Below are 22,139 nucleotides of genomic sequence, written 5' to 3'. Positions count from 1 at the left end.
TCAGTCCACCAACGTCCGGCCGGTCAGGCGTAGGAACACGTCCTCCAGCGTCGAGCGGCGGACCAGCACGGCGGCCGGCTGCAGACCGCGCTCGTGGACGGCGGCGACGGCGCGCTCACCGTCGTCGGTGTAGAGCAGCAGGCGGTCGGGCAGCACCTCGATGCGTTGGGCCAGGTCCTCGACCTTGCCGGCCAGGGCGTCGTGGTCGGCGAGCATCACGTCCGGCCCGAACCGCAGCTCGGTCACCTCGCGCGTCGAGTAGTCGCGGATCAGGTCGGCCGGGGAGCCCTCGGCCGCGATCAGGCCGCCGTCCATCACCACCAGCCGGTCGCACAACTGCTCGGCCTCGTCCATGTAGTGGGTGGTGATGATCAGCGTGACGCCGGCTTGTTTGAGCCGGAAGAGCTTGTCCCACAGCAGATGCCGGGCCTGCGGGTCGAGGCCGGTGGTCGGTTCGTCGAGCAGCAGCAGGTCGGGCTTGCTGACCAGCGAGCGCGCGATCGTCAGCCGGCGCTTCATCCCGCCGGACAGCTCGTCGACCTTGACCTTCGCCTTGTCGGTCAGCGCGACGAACTCGAGCAGCTCGTCGGCGCGGCTGCGGCACTCGGCCCGGCTGAGACCGAAATACCGCCCGTAGATCGTCAGGTTCTCCCGGACGGAGAGCTCGGTGTCGAGGGTGTCGTCCTGCGGGCACACCCCGAGTCGCGCGCGGATCGCCGGGCCGTCGGCGGCCGGGTCCATACCGAGGATCCGCAGGGTGCCGCCGCTGGTCGGCGAGACCGCGCCGATCATCCGCATCGTCGACGACTTGCCGGCGCCGTTCGGCCCGAGGAAGCCGAAGGCCTCGCCCCGCCACACGTCCAGGTCGATCCCCCGCACGGCCTCGAAGTCGCCGTACGACTTCCGCAGGCCGCGGACATGCACCAGTGACTCCCGCTCTGCACTCACCTGACCGACACTAGACGCACCTCCGGACAGTTTCCTGGTGTTTTGCCTGTGAGTAACCGAGCCGCTTGACCGCATACGCCCGCACCCCCGCGGCGAGCCACTCCGGCAGGTCCCGGTCCACCAGCTCGATGATGGCGCGCTGGTCCGCGTTCGCCACCAGCAGATCGCCGAGCCCGTAGTACGTCGTGGGCGTGGCCGGCCAAACCTCCAGCACGCCGAGGTAATGCTGCTCGATCAGCTCCAGCCCCTCCGCCGAGTCCGGGAGAACACCGCGGTCCCTTGCGGCGGCCATGCGCAGCAGCAGGCGACGCCCTTCGTCGCCCATCCGCTCGTAGTCCTCCCGCGTCCACCCCTCAGCCTCCCGCACCGCCTTCTCGAATCCCTCCGCCGCGCCTTCTCCGTACCGCTCGGCCAGGTCGTCCCGCAGCCGGGTTCGCGCCTGCGACAGTCCGGCGAAGAACTCGTCGTCGGCCACCGAGGCGTCCCCGGACAACGCCGCGACGGTCCGGTCGATAGCACCGAGCATCGTGTCCAGCCGTGCCCGCTCGCGCAGGAGCTGCTCGCGGTGCCCCTCGAGCGCGGCCACCTCGTCGTCCTGCTCGTCCAGGATCCGCGCGATCCCCGGCAGCGGTACGCCGAGCTCACGGAGCAGCAGGATCCGTTGCAGGCGGAACAGTTCCGGGCGGCCGTAGTACCGGTAGCCGTTCGCGGCGACGCGGCCGGGTGCGAGCAACCCGATGGCGTCGTAGTGCCGCAGCGTCCGAACGGACACACCGGCAAGCTTGGCCACCTCGCTGACCGTGCGCTCCACGACACCTCCGGAAACAAGACTGGAGTATGACGTTACGTCAGCCTTTAGCGTCCGCGGCATGGCATTCACGATCCTGCACACCCGACTGACCGACCGAGGCGCGGCGCTGCCCGCGGACTGCCTGCGGGTCGCGAACGGTCGCATCACGGCGATCGGCGGCCCGGAGATCGCCCAGCCGGGCGACACGCTCGTCGACGGTTCCGGCGCGACCCTGCTCCCGGGGCTGATCGACGCGCACGTCCACCTGGCGCCGGGGTGCGTCCAGCTCGCGGCGGCGTACGGCGTGACGACGCAGCTCGACCAGTTCAGCATGCCGGAGGTGATCGACCGTGAGACCCCGCGGTCGTCGTTCCGCACGTCCGGCATCGGCGCGACCGCGCCCGGCGGGCATCCGACGATCGCGTTCCCGCCGATCCCGTACGTCACCGGGCCCGGGGACGCGAAGCAGTTCGTCGCGGACCGGATCGCCGAGGGCGCCGACCACCTGAAGCTGATCTACGACGACGGCTCCGGCGCGATGCTGAACATCCCGACGCTCGACTCACGCACCGTCCAGGCGCTGACCGACGAGGCGCATGCCCACGGGCTCACGGTCGTCGCACACGTGTCGACGGCAGCCGGCGCGGTCAAGGTGGTCGAGTGCGGGGTCGACGTACTGGCGCATGTGCCGTCCGACCTCATGTCCCCGGCGGACATCGAAGCTGTGGCGGACGTAGCCGTCATCGCGACGCTGGGGGTCGCCGTCGACGGCTTCAACGGGCCGTCCGGACACCTGCCGCTGCTGGACGAACCAGAGCTCATGGCGCGCATGCCCGCGCGCTGGAGACGAGTGCTGGACCACCAGTCCCGTCGCTGGATGCCGCCGGAACCACCGGACGGTACGGCGGCCCGCGCCAACACGCTGGCGCTGCACCAGGCCGGCGTACGGGTGCTGGCCGGTACAGACGCACCCAACCCCGGTCTGGTGTTCGGAGCCTCGCTGCACCGGGAGCTGGTCCATCTTGTGCGTGCTGGGCTCACAGCGGCGGACGCGCTCGTGGCTGCAACCAGTGCACCGGCCGAGGTGTTCGGCCTGGCGGACCGGGGCCGACTGACAGTCGGTGCACGCGCAGACCTGCTGCTGGTCGACGGCAATCCACTGGCCGACATCACTGCAACCCAGCGGATTCGTCAGACCTGGGTCGGCGGAGAGCAGCGTGAGTACGACGACGAGCGAGAGCTGGCGAGCATCCGCTTCCTGGGAGAGACGACGGCCCGGATCGTCGCAGCTTTGAAGTCGCAGTTCCCGGGGTTTCCGTCGCCGGAAGACGTGGTGCGTGAGGACGGGGAGCTGCTGGGCCGCGTCGTACCGGTGACCGGCGGCTGGTTGCCGACGACGGTCTTCGGCGCGGAGCTCGGTCCGGTACGCAGCCACGACAGCGCGGTCGAGACGGTCGAGCGAGAAGGGCTGGCGAGTCTCACCGAGACCTGGTGGGCGCGGACCGACGGGCCTTGGCTGGAGGCCGTGCTGACAGAGGTACAGCCGGAGCGGGTCCGGCTGCGCTGGAAGGACCCGCTGCTCGAACAGCCGCCGTCAGGCCGGTGGTACGACCTGACGGACATCGACCTGTCTCGTCACCCTCGCCCGACATAAGGCATGCCGGCCGCCATCACCGTCAGCGTGGGTACGGCGACCGACGTCGGCAGCTCGGCGATCCGCACGACGAAGTCGGCCACGATCTTCGGGTCGAACGTCGGCTCGACCGCGATCGAACCGTCCGGCTGGAGCACGCCCTGCTCCATCCGGGCGGTCATCGCGGTCGCGGCGTTCCCGATGTCGATCTGGCACGCCGTGATCCCGTGCGCCCGGCCCTCCAGCTCGAGGCTCTTGGTCAGACCGGTGACGGCGTGCTTGGTCGCGGTGTACGCGATCCCCTGCGGCCGCGGCACGTGCGCCGAGATGGACCCGTTGTTGATGATCCGCCCGCCCTTCGGGTCCTGCCGCAGCATCACGTCGTACGCCGCCTGCGCGCAGAGGAACGAGCCGGTCAGGTTGGTGTCCACGACCCGCCTCCAGTCCTCCTCCGCGACGTCCTGCACGGCCGCGGCCGGTGAGCCGATGCCCGCGTTGTTCACCAGGACGTCGACCCGCTCGAGTCCGCCGAAGAACTCGCGCACCGCAGCTCCGTCGGCCACATCGAGTACGACGTGCCGCACCGCCCCGCCCGCAGCGTCGACGGTCTCCTTCAGCTTCGCCTCTGTCCTGCCGGTCACCCACACCTGGAACCCAGCCGCCGCCAAGGCCAGCGCCATCTCCCGCCCCAGCCCTGACCCGCCACCGGTAACTATCGCGACCCTCGTCATGCCGTCACCCTTCTGCCTCGCCGGACTGCCGTCCAGGATGGCAGCAACGCGGCAGCGACCGCAGTGAGGACCAGCAACTCCAGCCACACGCCCTTGCCCAGCGGAGGCACCAGCTCCTCCGTCAGGTTCCAGGCCGCGTGCACCAGGATCGCGGCCGGCACCCCGCCCCGCAGACGCTCACTCACGAACAGCATCACGAACGTCAGCGGGAACAGCTCCAAGAAGAACGTCAGCCCTTGCTGGGTGAACAGCCCGTCGTCGTACTGCCCTGTGCCGGGCAGGAAGTACAGCGGCACATGCCAAAGGCCCCACGCCGCCCCCAGCACCGCGGTCGTCCCGAGCGGCCCGAAGTACGCCCGCAGCCGCGGCTGCGCGTACCCGCGCCACCCGAACTCCTCCGACACCGGCCCCGCCAGGAACGTGTACGCCGCCGCGCCGAGCACCCCTCCAGCTCCCGCGACGACCGAGGCAGCGTGATCCGGCAACGCTGGGAGGTCTCCCATCAGTGCGGTAGCCACCAGCGGCGGCAGCGCACCCAGTACGACGGCGGCGACCGGCCACGCCAACGACCACCGGACGACGCGCCGCCGCTCACGGTGCAGCAGCCACATCACCAGCGCGGCCAACGACGGCCCCGCGGCCGCCAGCGCGAAGACGAGCGAGCCCACCCCCTCGTCCGGATCGGCCTCCAGTACGCCGAGGACTCCCCACGGCACCCAGGTCAGAACCAGACAGATGACCCCGAACTCCACCAGTCGCCGTTTGATCACCGCCACAGCCTCGTGGCGTCACGGCGGTCGTACGAGGGTGCTGGGCCGACCATCGCCGGGGAGGCCAGCACTACCTCGCGTCACAAAACGCCGGCCTGCACCGTCGCATTACTGCCCACACCCACGATTCGGCTGCAGAAAGTGATCACCCGGCAACAGAGAGCAAATGAGTGGCGGCTCAGTTGATGATCATGGAAAGTCATTTGCGTGTATCACGCAAGCATGTATATGCTTGCAGCATGCAAGTAAACGACGCGTACATCCCGGAGACCCCCATCGAGGGCGTCATGCACGCGTTCACCCGGATCGGGCGCCGGCTGAAGGCCAAGCAGCCCGGCGACACCATCGACCACAGCGCCCACGTCGTGCTGTTCGCGCTGCGCTGCAACGGCGCCCTGCGGCTGTCCGACCTCGCCGCGCGGCTGGAGCTCGACGCCTCCACCACGAGCCGGCACGTCCGGTCCCTGGAGCAGCTCGGCCTCGTCCGCCGCTCCCCCGACCCCGACGACGGCCGCGCGTTCCGCGTCGAGCTGACCGAGCAGGGCGTCGAGCAGTGGGAGGCCAGCGCCCGGCACCGGATGGAGCTGCTCAGCGCGGCCATGGAGGGCTGGTCCGAGGAGGACGTGCAGACCTTCGAGCGGCTGATGACCCGCTTCGCGGACGGCGTCGCCGCCCTCACCGAAGCCCCCAGCAGCGGCGCCTGGGCCGACAAGGGCTGGGCCGCGGTCGCACCACGACTGCAGCAGCCCGCCCCGGCAGAGCGCAGTACCGACAAAGACTCCACTGCCGGCGGCGACCCCGCTGACAGCGTGAACAACGACAACAACCTGGAGAGCACCAGATGAGCACCACAGAGCCCGCCACCGCCGGCGGCGCTGCACCAACCGACGGTGGTCCCAACTACCTGTCCCACAAGCAGATCCTGGTCGTCCTCGGCGGACTGATGGCGGGGATGTTCCTCGCCGCCCTGGACCAGAGCATCGTGGGCACGGCGCTGCCGCGGATCGTCAGTGAGTTCAACAGCCTGGACAAGCTGTCCTGGGTGGTCACGGCGTACCTGCTGACCTCGACCGCCTCCACCCCGCTGTGGGGAAAGATCTCCGACCTCTACGGCCGCCGCCCGCTGTTCATCGCGGCGATCCTCACGTTCCTCGCCGGCTCGGTGCTGTCCGCGATGTCGCAGAACATCGAGATGCTGATCGGCTTCCGCGCCGTCCAGGGCCTGGGCGCCGGCGGTCTGATGTCGCTCGCGTTCGCCACCATCGGCGACGTGATCCCGCCGCGCGAGCGCGGTAAGTACATGGGGTACTTCGGCGCCGTCTTCGGCCTGTCCTCGGTGGCCGGCCCGCTGCTCGGCGGCCTGCTCACCGACGGCCCGGGCTGGCGCTGGATCTTCTGGATCAACCTGCCGATCGGTCTCGTTGCCCTCGGCATCGTCAGCGCCGTGCTGAAGCTGCCGCACGTGAAGCGCTCGCACAAGATCGACTACCTGGGCGCCGCGACCGTGGCCGCCGCCGTCACCTCGCTGCTGCTGGCCGTGTCCTGGAGCGGCCCGTCCAACGGCTGGGGCACCGGCACCACGCTGGCCCTGCTCGCGGGCTCCGTCGTGCTGGCCATCGCGTTCGTGTTCATCGAGCTCCGGGTCGCCGAGCCGATCATCCCGATGGACCTGTTCAAGGGCCGGATCTTCTCCGGGTACGCCGGGTTCGCGTTCCTGCTCGGCTTCGCGATGTTCGGTGCGCTGATCTTCCTGCCGCTGTACCTGCAGGCGGTCAAGGACCTGTCCCCGACCCGCTCCGGCCTGGCGCTGCTGCCGATGATCGTCGGCATCTTCTCCGCGTCGATCCCGAGCGGCCAGCTGATGAGCAAGACCGGGCGGTACAAGATCTACCCGATCATCTCCGCGGTGATGGTCAGCGGCGCGATGGTGCTCCTGTCGACGCTGAGCCTGAGCACGCCGTACTGGCAGCTGGCGATCTACATGTTCGTCATGGGCGCCGGTCTGGGTCTGTCGATGCAGATCACCGTCACCGCCGCGCAGAACAGCGTGCCCCGGCAGCACATGGGCTCCGCGACCTCGACGATGACGTTCTTCCGCTCGATGGGCGGCGCGATCGGTACGGCGGTGTACGGCGCGGTCCTGACCAGCCGGCTGAAGGTGCACCTGACCGACCTGGTGCCGCAGGCCGCGCAGGGCATGGTCGACAAGCTGGCCGACGCGGCGAACAGCGTGCAGGCACTGCACCTGCTCCAGCAGCCGATGAAGGGCTGGGCGCTGCACGGTCTGGTCGACGCGATGGACGACGTGTTCCTGGTCTCGCTGCCGTTCCTGGCGATCGCACTGGTCCTCGCGGTCATCACGCCGGAGCAGCGGCTGGCCGGCCGCAACGACGGTCCCAAGCCCGAGGGCGAGGAGTCGCTGGAGTCCTCCGCGGCCGCCGCGATGCACTGACCGGCGCTTGACCGAACCGATACCGAACTTCGGTTGACCTACCCGACAGCCGCCCTGGGAAGCTTCCCAGGGCGGCTGTTCTCGTTCTGTCCGCGGACAGGCCGGGAGCAGGACGTCCGCCTGACCCCTCCGGGGACTTAGTTTCGACACGTACCGCAACCGACAGGGACTGCCGCACGGATGAAGACACTTGACCGGCCGCTGGACGACGACGACCGCGCGATGGCCGACATCGCCGAGGTCCGCGACTGGCGACGCCTCGGCGGCCCGCACGCGGGCCAGACCGGACCGCTGCCGGTCCGCCGCCTGATCCGCCGGGTGAAGTCCGCGACGAACTGGAAGCCGTGGCCGATCAACCGCAAGACGGTCATCGACGAGCAGCTCGACGGCTGGGGTTTCCTGACCCGCCGCAACACCGAGCTCGCGGTGTACGACGACCAGGTGCTGCCGCACAGCCCGTTCAGCGGCTGGGTCGCGTTCGCCCTCGAGCCGGCCGACGTCGATGCCGCGGCCGCCGGGCTCGACGAGCACTGGCCGGCGAAATTCGACCTCGCCTGCCGGCACTGGGGACAGCCGTCGTACGTCGGAATCGAGAGCAAGACCGGTTTCGAGGACGACTGGGCCCCCGGCGCCGGCACCGACCGCCGGCACCTGGCGGTCTGGACGCCGCCGGGCGCGCAGATCCACCTGTACAGCAACAAACCGACGCCGAGGTCGACGTCGGTCGGCATCAACTATGTGGTGTACCTCAACGAGGAGGGGTCATGACAGCACTCGACGAGCGCCGGGCAGCCCGGACCGCGCTCCGCGACCAGATGGCGAACGGCGACGTCGCGCCGGCCACCGGACCGGAGAGCAGCGTGTCGCAGGAGGCCCTGACCCGGATCTCGCGGCAGGTCGCCGCGATGAGCGGGAACGGCCCGTCAGAACTGTCCCCCGACCTCGCCAAGAGCGTCCAGGCAGCAACCCTGCCCCGGGTCGCACCGGGGCAGGCGCGGACCGGCGATGTGCACGGCTCTCGCACCGAGTCCAGCACCTTCGAAACCCGCAAACCCGACCGCGGCGGACCCGCTCGCTGACAGCGGATCAGTCCGCTTTCCAGGGCTCATCGCCCTCCAGATGCTGACCCCGCTACCGCCGTACGGTTGCCGCCGACGGCTCGAGTACTGACGGAAGGAACAAAGCCCGGAATGAAAACCCAGGACAGGCCCCTCGACGAAGACGCCGCAGCGATCGCCGACTTCGCCGAGATCGCCGACTGGCGACCGATCGCCGGACCGGACAACGACGAGACCGGCCCCGAGGTGGTCAAGGCGATCGTCCAGCGCGTCACGTCGGTCACCGACTGGCAGCCCTGGCCGCTGCTGCCAGGACAGCAGATCGACGACGTGCTCGCCTCGTGGGGATTCACCACCAAGCGCGGGAGCACCGTCGTGGTCTTTCCCGGGCTCGCGTTCGCGGACGCCCGCAACAGCGGCTGGTCGGCGTACGAGATCAGCCCCGACGACATCCCGGCGGCCGAGGCCGGGCTCGACCAGGCCTGGCCGGCGATGCTCGACCTGGCCCGCAAGTACCTCGGCGAGCCGGATTATGTGGGCGACGACAGCCGCCCGCACTTCCTCGATGAGTGGCGCCCCGGTGCGGGCGCCGACAAGCGGCACCTGGCCGCCTGGGTCCGCCCGGGCGCGCAATTCCACCTGTTCAGCAGCAAGCCGACGCGGGACCCGCTGACCGAAGCGGTGGGCGTCACTTACGCGGTCTACATCGACTAGGAGTCCGAGATATGTCGCAGCCCACCGAAGGCCCGCAGCCGCAACGCACCTGGACCGAGACCCTGGACTGGCTGGCCAGCCAGCCCCAGCAGAACTTCGAGAACCTCGGCCGCCTCGCCGCGCTGGAGAAGGAACAGTTCGATCGCCTCATCAAGCAGGCCCAGAAGGTGCCGTTCAAGGACAAGGTGAACGACAAGGTCCTGAGCGCCACCGTTCGGGTCCAGGCGGTCTTCGACCGGGAGACGCAGCGCCTGAGCGACATGGCCGAGCGTCTGCAGAGCCAGGCCGGTCAGTACCTGAACGCCGGCCGCGAGTGGGCCGACCAGCAGATCCAGGCCGGTCGCCAATGGGGCGGCCAGCAGATCCAGGCCGGACGTGAGGGTCTGCAGGCCGGGCGTGAGTGGGCCGGTCAGCAGGCCCAGGCAGGTCGTGAATGGGCCGGTCAGCAGGTCGACCGGGCGGCCGCGTTCGGCGGCCAGCAGATCGACCGCGCGGCCGCCTTCCGCGACCGGCAGATCGACCGCGCCACGGAGTTCGGCCAGCAGGCCGCCGGTGCGTACCAGGCCGGTGTCGAAGCGGCCGGCCGCGGCATCCAGGCCGGCCGCGAGTGGGGCGGCCAGCAGATCGACCGGGCCGCCGCGTTCGGTGGTCGGCAGGTCGACCGGGCCACAGAGCTCGGCGGACGTGCGATGGACGCCGGCCGCGATCTCCGTGACCGGGCAGGGCGCTGGCTCCAGGCCCAGAAAGGCCGTGTCAGCAGGGCTTCCGAAGGCGCCCGCGCAACCATCGCCATGGCACGGTTCGACGGGAACATGCCGGGTGTGACAACGCAGGATCTGGCGCACCTGAGTCAGCAGCACAGCCGCATCATGACCGGCGGCACGCTGGAAGCCCGGCTGGCAGCCGCACAGGACGTGGCGCAGCGGCTCCAATCCCAGATGGACGCCCAGACCCAGGCGCACGCCCTCGGTGGTCTGGCACCGGCCGGGCAGGCCGTCAACCAGGGCCAGGGCACCCAGACCCCTGGGACCGAGCAGGCCGCCACCACAACCCTGCAGAAGAACGCCGACAACAAGGGCATCGGCAAGGGCTGATACCCGACCCGAACCCGAAGAGACGCCGCCGGGCCTGGCTCGGCGGCGTCTTCGCTTGTTCGCACGGCAGACTGGGCCCATGAATCCGCTGCAGACCCGGATGGCCACCGTCGGCCTGCAAGCCCTCGCCGACCGCGGATTCGTCCTCGCCGGCGGCTTCGCCCTCCAGGCCCACGGCTTCGGCCACCGCGAGTCCGACGACATCGACCTCTTCACCGACGACCTCGACCCGGCGCATTTCACCGAGTCCGTCGAGCACCTGGTCACCGCGTTCCGGTCAGCCGGCCTCGATACCGAGGTCGCGCGGCGGGCGCCGCTGTTCGCCCGGCTCGTGGTCGAGTCGAGCGCCAAGGCCGACCTGGGTGTGGATCACCGGCAGCAGCCGCCGGTGCCGCTGGAGATCGGTCCGGTGCTGTCCGAAGCGGATGCGATCGGCAGCAAGGTCGGCGCCGTGTACTCCCGGCTCGAGCCTCGGGACTTCATCGACGTCCAGTTCGTCCTCGACAGCGGCAGATACGACCGGAGTACGCTGCTCGAGCTGGCCGACCACCGCGAGGCCACCCCGCTGGACCGGCAGATGTTCGCGGGCCAGCTGCGGGCCGGCGCCCGTGTCCCGGACGCCGGCTTCCTCCGCTACGGCGCTGCTCCGGAGCAGATCGCGCGCATCCGGCGTACGGCGACCGACTGGGCCGCGGCGCTCACAGACCACCCGGTGGACGGGTCATCTGGGACGATGTCCTCATGAGTGACAAGCACGAGGCGCAGCCGGGCGACACCTACGCGTCGATGATCCCGTACGTCGTCCCCGAGTCACTGGACCTGCTCCAGGGGCCGACCGCGGGCGTCATCGACCTGCCCACGCGCCTCGAATGGGGACCGAACAGCCGGTACGACCTGTCGAACATCGACGAAGCCACCGCCTTGTACGCCAAGGTGATCAGCGAGGCGTCGACGCCGGACGACCTGACGCAGTACCTCAGTCGCGACATCCTGGTCGCCCTCTGGCCGCGGCTCCGGCTCCCGCGCCGCTGCGCGGACCTGTGGAACCAGGCCTTCCCGCAGCTTGCCGCGGGCAACGGAACCCGAGGATGAAGCCGGAGCACGAACGCGCCACCCGGATCGCCCTGGACGCCCTCCGCGACAAGGGCTTCGCGCTAGCCGGCGGCAACGCCCTCGCGCAGCATGGCATCGGCAGCCGCCAGTCCGACGACATCGACCTGTTCACCAACCAGATGAACCAGGACGTCGGCGAGACCATGAACGATGCCCGGGCGGCGTTCGAGGAACAGGGCTACAGCACGGAGATCATCCGCCAGGGGCCGCACCACGCCCGCATCGAGGTCGCCAGGGGCGAGGAGAAGGCGCAGATCGACTTCGGCAAGGACTTTCGCGCCAAGCCGCCGGTGGACTCCGAGGTCGGCCCGGTGATCTCGGTCGAGGACGCGGTCGGCTCGAAGGCGGCCTCGATCTACACCCGCGGCGAGGCCAAGGACTTCGTGGACGTCGACGCCGCGATGCAGGCCGGGTATTCGACCGACCATCTGCTCCAGCTGGCCGACGCCCGGGAGGCGTCCCCGATGGACCGGCAGATGTTCGCCAGTCTGCTCGACGACGCCCAGCGCATCCCGGACGCCGAATACGCCAAGTACGGCCTCGACGCCGAGCAGACCGCCGGGCTGCGGGGGCGGATGGGCGCCTGGGCGAACCAGATCCGCACCCGCGAGGCGAACCCGGACATCGACAAGTCGGTCGGGCTGCTGAACTCCGGCCAGGCGATGCCCGGCCAGGTACAGGCCGCCGGCACGAGCGGCGCGGCCGGACGGACCGGGCACACCCTCAGCCAGGAGCGGTCGAAGGGCGAGCGGGGTAGTTAGTCGACGATCGGGGTGTCCTCGGTGGCTCCCTGGTGATTGCGGCGTCTGGGGAGCGGTCTGGGGGGTTCGGGGTCGACGTCGTTGCCGGCCAGGTGGTTGACGATGGCGTTCAGGACGGCTGCTGTCGGGACCGCGACCAGGGCGCCGACGATGCCGGCGATGACCACGCCGGTGGCGATGGCGAGGATGACCGCCAGCGGGTGCACGCTGACCGCACGGCCGAGCAGGAACGGCTGCAGCACATGCGCCTCGAGCTGCTGGACGCCGATCACGACCGCGAGCATGATGATCGCGACGATGGGGCCCTTGGCAACCAGCGCGACGAGGACGGCGACGATCCCGCTGACCAGGGCGCCGACGACCGGGATGAACGCGCCGACGAACACCAGGATGCCGATCGCGCTCACCAGCGGCAGGCCGAGGATCGCGGCCCCGAGCGAGATCCCGATCGCGTCGACCGCGGCGACGATCACCGTGGCCCGGACGAACGCGGTCAGCGACACCCACGCCTTCCGGCCGGACGAGTCCGCCTTGTCCCGGGCCCGGCGCGGGAACAGCCGGACCAGCCAGGACCAGATCTGTTCGCCCTGGTAGAGGAAGAAGAACAGGCAGAACAGCGAGATGAACAGCCCGGCCACCACGTGCGTCGCCGTCGTACCGACCGCCGCCGCCTGCTGGCCGAGCGCGCCGCCGGACGTGAGCTGTTCGCGGACCTGCTTGAACAGGTTGGTGATGTCGGAGTCGGTCAGACCGAAGTTGATCCGGGCCGTGTCGCGGATCTTCTGCACACCCTCGCCGACCTGGTTGGACAGGTCCTCGAACTGCCCGGCGATCTGCGTGCCGACCAGCGTCAGCAGGCCGGCGAGCACGATGATCGTCGCGATCACCGTGATCCCGGCCGCCGGTCCGCGCGGCAGCCGAAGCTTCTGCAGGCCGGTGGTGACGGGCACCAGCAGCGCGGTGAGCAGGACGCCGACGGTCACCGGTACGACGACCTCGGACAGGTACCGCATCCCGTAGCCGATCACGCCGACGGCCGCCACGATCACCAGGAACCGCCAGGCCCAGGCACTGGCGATCTCCATCGCCGGCGTCACGCCGTGATCAACCTTCTTCCGCGCCGCGGGCTCCGAAGGCACCGAGTGCGCCGCCGGCTCGGCGCTCGACGACTCCAGCACGTCGTTGTCCGCCACCGGACTCGACTCGTCACGGTCCTCGGCCCGGTCCCGCCCCGTCTCGCTCATCCCACCTCCGCAGGCTTGGTGATGACGAGACTAGTGCCCGGTGCGGCTCGTTCCATGAATGTGGGCGGCCAGGCCTTCGGCGGCCTTCGGGGCGTCGTCGGCGAGCAGACCGACCGCGGCGAGCACGTAGTCGGTGTCGACGCACACCTCGGCGCGTTCCGGGACCAGCCAGCCCTCCGCCTGCGCGTTGGTCCCGATCGACCCGAGGATCCGGGCCGCGACCTCCGGCGGGTTGTGCCTTAGCACTCCCCCGGACCCGACCAGCAGGTCCACCTCGCGCAGGTCCTTCCCGGACCGCTCGATCACGCGTCCGCCCGGCCCGAACACGATCCGCTGCCGTCCCGCGTGCCGGCGCAGCGCGACCGTCGCGGCGACACTCGCCAGCGCCTCGTCGTACGCCGCCTCCCGGTCACTGCCCGGAAGGTACGACGGGTCCGCGCGCCGGCGCTCGGCCGCCGCCTGCAGCTCGCCGGCATCCGCGACCAGTCCCGCCTCCTCGCCCGCAGCGACCACTGGCACTGCGCTCCAGCGCATCCCGAGGTCGCCCTCGACGGTCCTGGTGACCGGATGCGTCGCGACCACCTCGCGGCCGAGGTTCGCGTCCTCGGGATCGAGCTCGATGACCGAGTGCACATCGGTGGTCGCGCCGCCGATGTCCACGACCGCGACGTCGCCGTGCAGCGCGGCGAGCACCTCGACACCGCGCAGTACGACGTCCGGCGTCGCGGCGCGCACCATCCGGGCGAACGACGGGTCCCGGGACAGGTTCTTCCCGCCGATCACGTGCGCGAGGAACATCTCCCGGATCGCGGCGCGGGCGCTGTCCGGCGCGAACACGCCGATCTCCGGTACGACGTTTTCCGCCAGTACATGCGGGACTTCCGCCGCGGTCAGTGTTTCCGTGATTTCCGCCTCGGCGTCGATGTTGCCTGCGACAACGACCGGTTTCCGCCAGCGGTACTTCGCCAGCGTTTCCGCGGCCTTGAGCAGGACGGCCGAGTTGCCGCCGTCGGTCCCGCCGAGCAGCAGCACGACGTCCGGGCGGTCCTTGCGCAGCTCCTTCTGACTCGTCGCGGTCAGCCCGCCGCTGACGACCGCCACGACGCGTCCGCCGCTGGACAGCGCGACCCGCTTGCCCGCCTCCGCGGTGACGAGCTCCTCGTTGCCCACGACACCGATCCGCAGCCCGCCGCCCGCACTCGAACAGCCCAGCACCTCGGCGTCCCGGACGCCCCGGTCAGCTGCTTCCAGGACGGCACGGCAGGCGTGCCAGCCGTCCATGACGTCGGTGCCGATCGTCGTGCGGTGCTCGGCCCGGGCGACGAGCTCGCCCGAGCCGGAATCCACCGCGACCGCCTTCGTGAAGGTCGACCCGAAGTCGACCGCCACCACCAGACTCACGCCATTGCGCGATCGAGGTCGAGCAGCAGGTCGTCGATCGTCTCGATGCCGACGCTGAGCCGGATCAGGTCCGCCGGGACCTCCAGCGGGGTGCCGGCGACCGAGGCGTGCGTCATCTTGCCGGGGTGCTCGATGAGGGACTCGACGCCGCCGAGCGACTCACCGAGGGTGAAGACCTCGGCCTTGTTGCAGATGTCCAGGGCCTGCGCCTCGCCGCCGCCGACGCGGAAGCTGACGATCCCGCCGAACCGCTTCATCTGCTTGGCCGCGGTCTCGTGGCCGGCGTGCCCGTCGAGGCCCGGGTACAGCACCTGGGTGACGGAGTCGTGCCGCTGCAGGAACTCGACGACCCGCTCCGCGTTGTCGCTGTGCCGGTCCATCCGGACCCCGAGCGTCTTGATGCCGCGCAGCACGAGCCACGAGTCGAACGGGCCGGCGACGGCGCCGATCGCGTTCTGGTGGAAGGCGATCTTGTCCGCCAGTTCGGCGTCCCGCACGATCAGCGCGCCGCCGACCACGTCGGAGTGGCCGCCCATGTACTTGGTCGTCGAGTGCACGACCACGTCCGCGCCGAGCTCCAGCGGCTGCTGCAGGTACGGCGAGGCGAACGTGTTGTCGACGACCAGCAGCGCGCCGGCGTCGTGCGCGATCTGGGCGACGATGGCGATGTCCGCGACGTTCAGCAGCGGGTTGGTCGGGGTCTCCAGCCAGACGACCTTCGTTTTGCCGGGCTGGATCGCGGCCCGGATCGCCTCCGGGTGGGTGACCGCGGCGGGCGTCATCTCGACACCCCAGTTGCTCAGCACGCGGGAGAACAGCCGGAACGTGCCGCCGTACGCGTCGTCGGGGAACACCACGTGGTCGCCCGGCGCGCACACCGACCGGATCAGCGTGTCCTCGGCGGCCAGGCCGCTGGCGAACGCGAAGCCGCGGGTGCCGGCCTCGATCGCGGCCAGACACTCCTCGAGCGCCGTCCGGGTCGGGTTCGCCGATCGCGAGTACTCATAGCCGTTGCGCAGGCCGCCGACGCCGTCCTGCTTGTAGGTGCTGGTCGCGTAGATCGGCGGCACCACCGCACCGGTGGTCGGGTCGGGCTCGTTCCCGGCGTGGATGGCGAGCGTCTCGAAGCCGTAGTGGTGTTCCTTGTTCACCGGACCAGCGTACGGCCTGGTCTGCTGGGCTCCCGCACGCCGTCCGGGAGCGGGCCGATCGGGTGGATCCGAGTTGTCCACAGCTGCGTCGTACCGGCTGGCGAATGACCCATCGGGCCGCCTACGGTTGCGCACAGAAGTTCTACAGAGGGTTGCGGTCAGCGAACCGGGCAGGAAGGACGTCGGGGCCGGATGAAGACGCAGGACAGGCCGCTCGACCAGGACGACCTGGCGATGGCGGATCTCGCCGAGATTCCGGACTGGACCGTGATCGCGGGTCCGGACGGCGACGAGGCCGGGCCGGAGGTCGTGCGCGCCCTGGTGCACCGGGTGATGGGTGAGACCGCCTGGGAGCCGTGGCCGCTGCAGGCCGGTGAGGTGATCGGCGCCGACATGGTCTCCTGGGGATTCACCACCCGCCGCGGCACCACGATGATCGTGTTCGACGGGCTGGCGTTCCCCGACTGCCCCGACAGCGGCTGGTCGGCGTACGAGATCGGTCCGGACGACATCGCCGCCGCCGAGTTCGGGCTGGACACGCACTGGCCGGACCACCTCGCGCTCGCCACCAAGCACTGGGGACAGCCCGACTACGTCGGCGACGAGAGCAGCCCGACGTTCGCGGACGAGTGGGAGCCCGGCGCCGGGACCGGCCGCCGGCACCTGGCCGTCTGGCTGCGCCCGGGCGCCCAGATCCACCTGTACAGCACGAAGCCCAGCAAGGACCCGCTGACGACCTCAGTCGGCGTCAACTACGCCGTGTACATCGACTAGGAGACCCGATGAGTGAGCCCTCGCAGGAAGGCACCGGCGTTCGCGCCAGGTACTCCCGTTGGCGCGCCACGTCGCGGGGTCGCAAGACGCTGAAGGCGGCGTACGCGCAGGCGGCCCGCGACGTGATGCGGATGGACCCGGCGGTCCGCGAGCGGATCGGTCGCGCCAACATGACGCAGTCCGACCTGCAGCAGCTGGCGAGCCTCCACGTCGACGCACAAATGCGCCCGGATCGGTATGCCGGTGTCTCGGAGCGGCTCGGCCAGCGGGCGAGCGACCGGCTGCAGGAGGCGGGCCCCGCCCCCAGACAACCGCGCGTGTCCAGGACCAGGAATCCGGTCCGCAGGATCGCTCGCCGGTACTCACGCTGGGGGCGGAACGAACGTCGGGGGACGAAGGCGCTCAAGGCTGCCCTGACGCAGGCGGCCAAGGACATCAAGCGGACCGATCCGTCCGTGCTGCGGGCCATCGGCCGATCGACGCTGAACAGCGCGGACCTCGCGGCGCTGGCCTCGAGCCGGATGGACGAGGTGTTCCGGCCGGAGGGCCGCTTCCAAGGGGTGCCGGGGCAGCAGAACGGCGCCGGTCGGCAGGGGCAGGGTATCCAGTCCCGGGACGCGGTCCGGCAGACGCCTCAGCAGTCCGAGCAGGTGGCCCAGCGGATCGCGGCGCTGCAGCAGTCGATCCTCGAGAGCCAGCAGCAGATGCTCACGCTGATGGAGGAGAACAACCGCCTCCAGGCCGAGATGCGTCAACTGCTCGAAGCGCGCGTCCAGCAACTCCAGCAGGAGAACGCCGGCACGGACCCTGCCCTGGAGCCCGGTCGGGATCAGCAGCGGGAAGGCGTCAATCAGCTCGAGCCGAGCACCGGCCAGGAACCAGGCGAGCGCGCCGAAGGCGGACCCGAGGGCGAGCCTCGCGCGACAGGCGATGCCGAGGTCGGCGAGCCGCGGGCCGTGGGTGAGGCCGAGGTCGGGGACGACAACGGGCCGCAGGTCGGTGAAGGCGGAGAGCCGCGGACGCCTCAGGCCGGCCCGGAGGTCGACGGCGCGGAAGCGCGGAACCCCGCCGAGGACTGGACCGTCTCGTCCGAAACCCAGGGCGAGTCCGCCAGGTCCGCCGAGGCACAAGAACGCCCGCTGCCCACCGGCGAACTGGACGCACCCGCAGCCGGCACGCAAGACCCGGCTAGCACCCCAGGACCAGCCGTCGTCCCCCAGCAACCCGGCACCGACCAGCAACTGCCCGCGCAGGGACCGCAAGAGCCCGCAGCCGGGGAGGCGCCGACGAGAACGCCGTCGACCCGCCGGGAACTCGTGGCAGACACCCCCGGGCCCGTCACCATCGATGCCGAGCTGATGCGATCTGCCGGCAAGGTCACGGTCAGGGTCGATCCGAACTGCACGCAAGCGAGGCTGGAGATCTCGACCGCCGACACCGAGGGGCCTTCGGCCGAGGCGGTGCAGCGCGCGACGCTCGGGCAGAGCCCCGACGGCGTACTCTCCGCGAAGGTTGCCGGCACCTCGAACGGCAGCGTGATCACCACCGGGAACGGTATCCAGATCTCCGGATACAGCGGTTCGATCCACGTCAACGGCGTGCAGATCAATGGCGATGGCTCCGCGACCCCGGCCCCGTCGCCGATCGAGGTGACCGCCGTCGTGCCGCCCGGGAGTGTTCTGAGCGCGCAGACCCAGAGCGCCGACATCGAGGCGAGTGGCCTCGACATCGTCGAGGCGCGAAGCCAGTCCGGCGATGTGCGGGTGGACACCGCCCAGAACGTCGCCGCTGAGACCCAGTCCGGAGACGTATCCGTCGACCGGGCGCAGAAGGTCGATGCCAGGTCACAGAGCGGGGACGTGCGGGTCGGCCGCGTAGAAGACGATGTGCGGGCGAAGACACAGAGCGGGAACGTTTCGGTCGACCAGTTCGCCGGCGGGTCAGCGCGCGTCGGCTCCATGTCCGGCAATGCCCGGATCCATGTGGTCGATCGGGCCGAGAACGGGCCCCGGATCGTCCGCGCCGAGTCGATCTCCGGCAACGCGACCGTCAGCACCTCGAACGAAGGGGTCGCGCAGAACCTGAACGCCGACGCGACGTCGATGACCGGTCGCGCCAGCGCGCCGCCGCGTGCGTCCACCGCACCGCTGCACCAGTCGGGCCAGTCGAGCCAGTCCGGCCAGGGCGCCAGACCGGACCACCAGATGCCGGGCCGGCAGTCCCCTACGGCCCGCGGCCCGGCCTCGGAACGGTGACACGGACATGACACGGACACTGCCGCGGACCACAGGGGTTGTCAGAAGTCGGTCAGCGTCAGCCGCGTTTCTACTGGAGTGCCTTCGGTGAGGTTCTCGGCGGTGCGGACCGGCTTCTTGATCGGGAGGACGTAGGCGCCGGTCTTGCTCGGGAACACCGACGTCTGCCACGTGCTCCCACCAACCGTCACCGTGACCCGCACCGACCCGAAGCCCTTCCGCCGGCCCGCGGTCAGCGCCGCGATGTCGTCGCTGATCTCCTCGGGAACGGTGACGAAGTACCAGCTGCCCTCGCCCGGGTACTGCCACAGCGGTGCCGTGAACCGATAGCCCGGCGCCGTCATTCGGTGACCGGGGCGCCGCGGCGAGCCAGGATGGCGGAGGCGGCGTCCAGGAGGATGGCCCGGATCTCGGCGTCCGAGACGCCCAGGTCGAGCTCGGCCGACATCGCGGCGCCGATGGTTTCGACCGCGGCGGCGGCCCGCAACCGGTCGGCGGGCGTCGGATCGGGGCCGGCGAGCCAGAGCTGGAAGCGCCGGGACTGCGCGATCAGGATGTCCAGGTCGTCGCCGAAAGCGGCGAGCACGGCGGCGATGTCGCGCATCAGCGTCGGCCCGGTCGATCGGTGCGCGATGACCACGTCGACGTACGCCGCGAGCAGTTCGCGCTCGTTCTCCGGTGACCACGGGAGATCCTCGACCTTCCGCAGGACGGCGAACACGTCGTCGAGGAACGTTCCGACGATCGCGCGCAGGAGCTCCTGTTTCGACGAGTAGTGGTAGTACAACGACGCCTTGGTGATGCCGACCTGCTCGGCGATCTCCCGCAGGCTGGTCTTGTCGTACCCCTGGCTCGAGAACAGGTCGACCGCGGCGCGGTGGATCGCCGCCTTGGTGTCGCGGGAACTCGTCGCGTGCTGCACGTCACCACCTTCTCACCTTCACTTGCCTACCGACCGGCAGGTAGTCTACCTACCGACCGGCAGGTAGACAGAAAGGTTCTCGGGGTGTTCACCAGACTCGGACGCTTCGTCGTCCACAACCCGTGGAAGGTGATCGCCGCGTGGGTGGTCGCGGCGGTGGCCGTGATCGCGTTCGCGCCGACGCTCGCGGACGTCACCACCAAGGACCAGGCGGCGCTGCTGCCTGACAAGTACGAGTCGGTGCAGGCGCAGAAGCTGGCCGCCGACACGTTCGGCCAGACCAACGACGCGACCGCCAGCATCGTCGTCAAACGCGGGGCCGGCGGCGAGCTGACCGCGGCCGACCAGGCCAAGGTCACCGAGCTCGCAGCCAAGATCACCGCCGCCGAGATCGATCGGGTGACCGCGGCGGTCACCGGCCCGCAGGCGGTCTCGCCCAACAAACAGGTGCAGATCGTCAGCATCGGCCTCAAGGGTGCACCGGACGAGCAGGCGGTGCTCGACGCCGTCCAGAAGGTCCGGGACGTGACCGGGTCCGCGCTCACCGGCGCGGACCTCGAGTACGGCGTGACCGGCGACGCGGCGCTGATGCTCGACAACCAGGACGCGTTCGAGAACGCCTTCATCGTGGTCGGGATCGCGACCGTCGTGCTGATCATCGGCCTGCTGCTGGTGATCTACCGCAGCCCGGTCGCCGCGTTCCTGCCGATCCTCACGGTGGGCCTGGTGGCGGCGATCGCGCCCGGCCTGATCGCGCTGGTCGCGAAGGCGACCGGCCTGCAGGTCACCCAGGATCTGCAGACGATCCTGACCGTCGTGCTGTACGGCGTCGGCACCGACTACATCCTGTTCCTGCTGTTCCGTTTCCGGGAGCGTCTCCGGGTCGGCGAGCAGTCGAAGGAAGCGCTGGTGAACGCGGTCGCGCGGGTCGCCGAGGTGATCGTGTCGGCGGCGGGCGCGATAGTGGTCGCGTTCAGCGCACTGCTGCTCGCGGTGTTCGGCGGGTTCAAGAGCCTCGGCCCGGGGCTCGCGATCGCGGTCGCGGTGATGGCCCTCGCGGCGATCACGCTGGTCCCGGCGGTGGTCTCGCTGCTCGGCCCGAAGGTGTTCTGGCCGTCGAAGTCGTGGCAGAAGACCCCGAAGGGCGCGATGTTCAAGCGGCTCGGCACCTTCACCGCGCGCCGTCCGGCGGTGGTCGCGGCGATCTCGGGCGGTGTGATGGTCGTGCTCGCGCTCGGCTCGCTCGGCATGAAGGTCGACTACGACGCGTTCAGCCAGCTGCCGGACGGCACCGAGTCGGCGCGCGCGATCAAGGACCTGCAGGCGGGGTTCCCGGCCGGCGCGCTGAACCCGACCACGGTGTACGTGCGCAGCACCGACGGCAAGCCGCTCGACCCGGCCGCGCTGACGGCGTACGCCGGGAAGCTCGCGAAGGTCGACGGTGTCGGCGGGGTCCTTCCGGCCGCCGCGGACGGCAGCCCGGCCCTGCTGAGCAAGGACAAGACCGTTGCCCAGATCAACGTCGTGCTCGACGGCGCGCCGTACGCGAACAAGTCGCTCGACCTGGTCGACGGCCCGCTGCGGGACGCCGCGCACGCCGAGGCGCCGGCCGGCACGACCACGCTGCTCGGCGGCGTGACCGCCGGGTACACCGACATCCGGGACGCCAACAGCCGGGATCTCTCGGTGATCTTCCCGGTCGCGGGCGGGCTGATCGCGGTCATCCTCGCGCTGCTGCTGCGGTCGCTGATCGCCCCGCTGATCCTGATGCTCGCGGTGGTGCTGAGCTTCTTCAGCTCGATCGGCGCGACCGTGTTCGTGTTCCAGGGCGCGGCCGGCCACGCGGGCGTGACGTTCTCGCTGCCGATCATGCTGTACCTGTTCGTCGTTGCCATCGGCACCGACTACAACATCCTGATGATCGCCCGGTTGCGTGAGGAGGCCGAGCGCGGGACGGACCCACGGACCGCGGCCGACCGCGCGATCGAGCACGGCGGCCCGTCGGTGGCGGCGGCCGGGCTGATCCTGGCCGGTACGTTCTCGTCGCTGATGCTGGCCGGTATGGCGCTGCTCACCGAGATGGGCTTCTCGGTCGCAGCCGGCATCGTGATCTCGGCGTTCGTGATGTCGAGCTTCCTGGTGCCGAGCGTGATCGCCCTGCTCGGCACCCGCGCCTGGTGGCCCCGCCGCCTGAAGGTCCGGTCGGTGACGCAGGAGCGCGACCTGGAGCCGGTCGGCTGATATAGGTCGGGCGTAGCCCCTTCACGAACACCTCCGGAGGTGTCAGAAGGGACCCATCAGGTTCCTTCGAGGGTCCGGCGTTGGCGC

General features: G+C 70.3%; 22 protein-coding genes. 13 read left to right on the top strand and 9 right to left on the bottom strand.

The genetic code is table 11. The features are described from left to right. A complete protein-coding gene (locus ACWEOO_RS35755; protein ID WP_452146826.1) occupies positions 1–948 on the bottom strand; it encodes an ABC transporter ATP-binding protein in 948 nt (315 codons plus the stop codon). Between the two features lie 10 nt (positions 949–958). Further along, the gene (locus ACWEOO_RS35750; protein WP_452146825.1) at positions 959–1,759 is read right to left on the bottom strand and encodes a MerR family transcriptional regulator; all 801 of its coding nucleotides are present in this window, start codon (positions 1,757–1,759) and stop codon (positions 959–961) included. Between the two features lie 58 nt (positions 1,760–1,817). Here ACWEOO_RS35750 and ACWEOO_RS35745 point away from each other — a divergent pair, with 58 nt between their 5' ends. Further along, a complete protein-coding gene (locus ACWEOO_RS35745) occupies positions 1,818–3,392 on the top strand; it encodes an amidohydrolase family protein (protein WP_452146824.1) in 1,575 nt (524 codons plus the stop codon). On the opposite strand, the gene ACWEOO_RS35740 is transcribed toward ACWEOO_RS35745, so the two are convergent. Next, the gene (locus ACWEOO_RS35740; protein ID WP_452146823.1) at positions 3,374–4,102 is read right to left on the bottom strand and encodes an SDR family oxidoreductase; all 729 of its coding nucleotides are present in this window, start codon (positions 4,100–4,102) and stop codon (positions 3,374–3,376) included. The genes ACWEOO_RS35745 and ACWEOO_RS35740 overlap by 19 nt on opposite strands. Further along, positions 4,099–4,872: a CPBP family glutamic-type intramembrane protease gene (locus ACWEOO_RS35735; protein WP_452146822.1), complete on the bottom strand. Its 774-nt coding sequence runs from the start codon at positions 4,870–4,872 to the stop codon at positions 4,099–4,101. Before ACWEOO_RS35735 ends, ACWEOO_RS35740 begins: the two co-directional genes overlap by 4 nt. 239 nt (positions 4,873–5,111) lie before the next feature. Between ACWEOO_RS35735 and ACWEOO_RS35730 the strand changes: the two genes are divergently transcribed. The 9 genes from ACWEOO_RS35730 (at position 5,112) to ACWEOO_RS35690 (ending at position 12,064) form a co-directional block, all read left to right on the top strand. Continuing rightward, the gene (locus tag ACWEOO_RS35730; protein WP_452146821.1) at positions 5,112–5,717 is read left to right on the top strand and encodes a MarR family winged helix-turn-helix transcriptional regulator; all 606 of its coding nucleotides are present in this window, start codon (positions 5,112–5,114) and stop codon (positions 5,715–5,717) included. Next, positions 5,714–7,324, top strand: a complete 1,611-nt coding sequence (locus tag ACWEOO_RS35725) for an MDR family MFS transporter (RefSeq protein WP_359926426.1) — start codon at positions 5,714–5,716, stop codon at positions 7,322–7,324. Before ACWEOO_RS35730 ends, ACWEOO_RS35725 begins: the two co-directional genes overlap by 4 nt. Positions 7,325–7,504: 180 nt before the next feature. After that, on the top strand, positions 7,505–8,092 hold the full coding sequence (locus ACWEOO_RS35720) for a hypothetical protein (RefSeq protein ID WP_363717424.1): 588 nt from the start codon (positions 7,505–7,507) through the stop codon (positions 8,090–8,092). Next, on the top strand, positions 8,089–8,403 hold the full coding sequence (locus ACWEOO_RS35715) for a hypothetical protein (protein ID WP_452146820.1): 315 nt from the start codon (positions 8,089–8,091) through the stop codon (positions 8,401–8,403). Before ACWEOO_RS35720 ends, ACWEOO_RS35715 begins: the two co-directional genes overlap by 4 nt. Positions 8,404–8,514: 111 nt before the next feature. Continuing rightward, on the top strand, positions 8,515–9,096 hold the full coding sequence (locus tag ACWEOO_RS35710; protein WP_359926434.1) for a hypothetical protein: 582 nt from the start codon (positions 8,515–8,517) through the stop codon (positions 9,094–9,096). Between the two features lie 11 nt (positions 9,097–9,107). Continuing rightward, on the top strand, positions 9,108–10,190 hold the full coding sequence (locus tag ACWEOO_RS35705) for a hypothetical protein (RefSeq protein ID WP_452146819.1): 1,083 nt from the start codon (positions 9,108–9,110) through the stop codon (positions 10,188–10,190). Between the two features lie 79 nt (positions 10,191–10,269). After that, on the top strand, positions 10,270–10,935 hold the full coding sequence (locus ACWEOO_RS35700; protein WP_452146818.1) for a nucleotidyl transferase AbiEii/AbiGii toxin family protein: 666 nt from the start codon (positions 10,270–10,272) through the stop codon (positions 10,933–10,935). Continuing rightward, on the top strand, positions 10,932–11,282 hold the full coding sequence (locus tag ACWEOO_RS35695) for a hypothetical protein (protein WP_452146817.1): 351 nt from the start codon (positions 10,932–10,934) through the stop codon (positions 11,280–11,282). The genes ACWEOO_RS35700 and ACWEOO_RS35695 overlap by 4 nt, the downstream gene beginning before the upstream one ends. Continuing rightward, positions 11,279–12,064 carry a nucleotidyl transferase AbiEii/AbiGii toxin family protein gene (locus ACWEOO_RS35690; protein WP_452146816.1) on the top strand — a complete coding sequence of 262 codons (786 nt, stop codon included), beginning with the start codon at positions 11,279–11,281 and terminating at the stop codon, positions 12,062–12,064. Before ACWEOO_RS35695 ends, ACWEOO_RS35690 begins: the two co-directional genes overlap by 4 nt. Here the strand turns inward: ACWEOO_RS35690 and ACWEOO_RS35685 are convergent. From ACWEOO_RS35685 to ACWEOO_RS35675, 3 genes are read right to left on the bottom strand one after another with little or no spacing between them, the layout of a single operon-like run. After that, positions 12,061–13,308, bottom strand: coding sequence for an AI-2E family transporter (locus ACWEOO_RS35685; protein WP_452146815.1), 1,248 nt, complete (start codon positions 13,306–13,308; stop codon positions 12,061–12,063). The two genes, ACWEOO_RS35690 and ACWEOO_RS35685, sit on opposite strands and share 4 nt — an antisense overlap. A gap of 30 nt (positions 13,309–13,338) precedes the next feature. Beyond that, a complete protein-coding gene (locus ACWEOO_RS35680) occupies positions 13,339–14,709 on the bottom strand; it encodes a glutamate mutase L (RefSeq protein WP_452146814.1) in 1,371 nt (456 codons plus the stop codon). Beyond that, positions 14,706–15,860: a cystathionine gamma-synthase gene (locus ACWEOO_RS35675; RefSeq protein ID WP_452146813.1), complete on the bottom strand. Its 1,155-nt coding sequence runs from the start codon at positions 15,858–15,860 to the stop codon at positions 14,706–14,708. The genes ACWEOO_RS35680 and ACWEOO_RS35675 overlap by 4 nt, the downstream gene beginning before the upstream one ends. A gap of 192 nt (positions 15,861–16,052) precedes the next feature. Between ACWEOO_RS35675 and ACWEOO_RS35670 the strand changes: the two genes are divergently transcribed. Beyond that, a complete protein-coding gene (locus ACWEOO_RS35670) occupies positions 16,053–16,634 on the top strand; it encodes a hypothetical protein (RefSeq protein WP_359926455.1) in 582 nt (193 codons plus the stop codon). 8 nt (positions 16,635–16,642) lie between these two features. After that, positions 16,643–18,889, top strand: coding sequence for a DUF4097 family beta strand repeat-containing protein (locus tag ACWEOO_RS35665; RefSeq protein ID WP_452146812.1), 2,247 nt, complete (start codon positions 16,643–16,645; stop codon positions 18,887–18,889). A gap of 41 nt (positions 18,890–18,930) precedes the next feature. Here ACWEOO_RS35665 and ACWEOO_RS35660 read toward each other — a convergent pair whose 3' ends face one another. Next, positions 18,931–19,233, bottom strand: coding sequence for a DUF1905 domain-containing protein (locus ACWEOO_RS35660; RefSeq protein ID WP_452146811.1), 303 nt, complete (start codon positions 19,231–19,233; stop codon positions 18,931–18,933). Next, the gene (locus ACWEOO_RS35655) at positions 19,230–19,811 is read right to left on the bottom strand and encodes a TetR/AcrR family transcriptional regulator (RefSeq protein ID WP_359926464.1); all 582 of its coding nucleotides are present in this window, start codon (positions 19,809–19,811) and stop codon (positions 19,230–19,232) included. Before ACWEOO_RS35655 ends, ACWEOO_RS35660 begins: the two co-directional genes overlap by 4 nt. A gap of 84 nt (positions 19,812–19,895) precedes the next feature. On the opposite strand from ACWEOO_RS35655, the gene ACWEOO_RS35650 reads away from it, so the two are divergent. Then, positions 19,896–22,052, top strand: a complete 2,157-nt coding sequence (locus ACWEOO_RS35650) for an MMPL family transporter (protein ID WP_452146810.1) — start codon at positions 19,896–19,898, stop codon at positions 22,050–22,052. Positions 22,053–22,139: the final 87 nt, after the last annotated feature.

It is taken from the genome of Kribbella sp. NPDC004138, from assembly GCF_053603655.1.
This window is presented reverse-complemented; position numbering and strand designations above follow the sequence as displayed.

Coding starts and splice junctions, on each gene's coding strand:
- ACWEOO_RS35745 (WP_452146824.1), top strand. CDS start 1,818: ATGGCATTCACGATCCTGCACACCCGACTGACCGACCGAGGCGCGGCG.
- ACWEOO_RS35740 (WP_452146823.1), bottom strand. CDS start 4,102: ATGACGAGGGTCGCGATAGTTACCGGTGGCGGGTCAGGGCTGGGGCGG.
- ACWEOO_RS35730 (WP_452146821.1), top strand. CDS start 5,112: ATGCAAGTAAACGACGCGTACATCCCGGAGACCCCCATCGAGGGCGTC.
- ACWEOO_RS35725 (WP_359926426.1), top strand. CDS start 5,714: ATGAGCACCACAGAGCCCGCCACCGCCGGCGGCGCTGCACCAACCGAC.
- ACWEOO_RS35720 (WP_363717424.1), top strand. CDS start 7,505: ATGAAGACACTTGACCGGCCGCTGGACGACGACGACCGCGCGATGGCC.
- ACWEOO_RS35715 (WP_452146820.1), top strand. CDS start 8,089: ATGACAGCACTCGACGAGCGCCGGGCAGCCCGGACCGCGCTCCGCGAC.
- ACWEOO_RS35710 (WP_359926434.1), top strand. CDS start 8,515: ATGAAAACCCAGGACAGGCCCCTCGACGAAGACGCCGCAGCGATCGCC.
- ACWEOO_RS35705 (WP_452146819.1), top strand. CDS start 9,108: ATGTCGCAGCCCACCGAAGGCCCGCAGCCGCAACGCACCTGGACCGAG.
- ACWEOO_RS35700 (WP_452146818.1), top strand. CDS start 10,270: ATGAATCCGCTGCAGACCCGGATGGCCACCGTCGGCCTGCAAGCCCTC.
- ACWEOO_RS35695 (WP_452146817.1), top strand. CDS start 10,932: ATGAGTGACAAGCACGAGGCGCAGCCGGGCGACACCTACGCGTCGATG.
- ACWEOO_RS35690 (WP_452146816.1), top strand. CDS start 11,279: ATGAAGCCGGAGCACGAACGCGCCACCCGGATCGCCCTGGACGCCCTC.
- ACWEOO_RS35685 (WP_452146815.1), bottom strand. CDS start 13,308: ATGAGCGAGACGGGGCGGGACCGGGCCGAGGACCGTGACGAGTCGAGT.
- ACWEOO_RS35670 (WP_359926455.1), top strand. CDS start 16,053: ATGAAGACGCAGGACAGGCCGCTCGACCAGGACGACCTGGCGATGGCG.
- ACWEOO_RS35665 (WP_452146812.1), top strand. CDS start 16,643: ATGAGTGAGCCCTCGCAGGAAGGCACCGGCGTTCGCGCCAGGTACTCC.
- ACWEOO_RS35660 (WP_452146811.1), bottom strand. CDS start 19,233: ATGACGGCGCCGGGCTATCGGTTCACGGCACCGCTGTGGCAGTACCCG.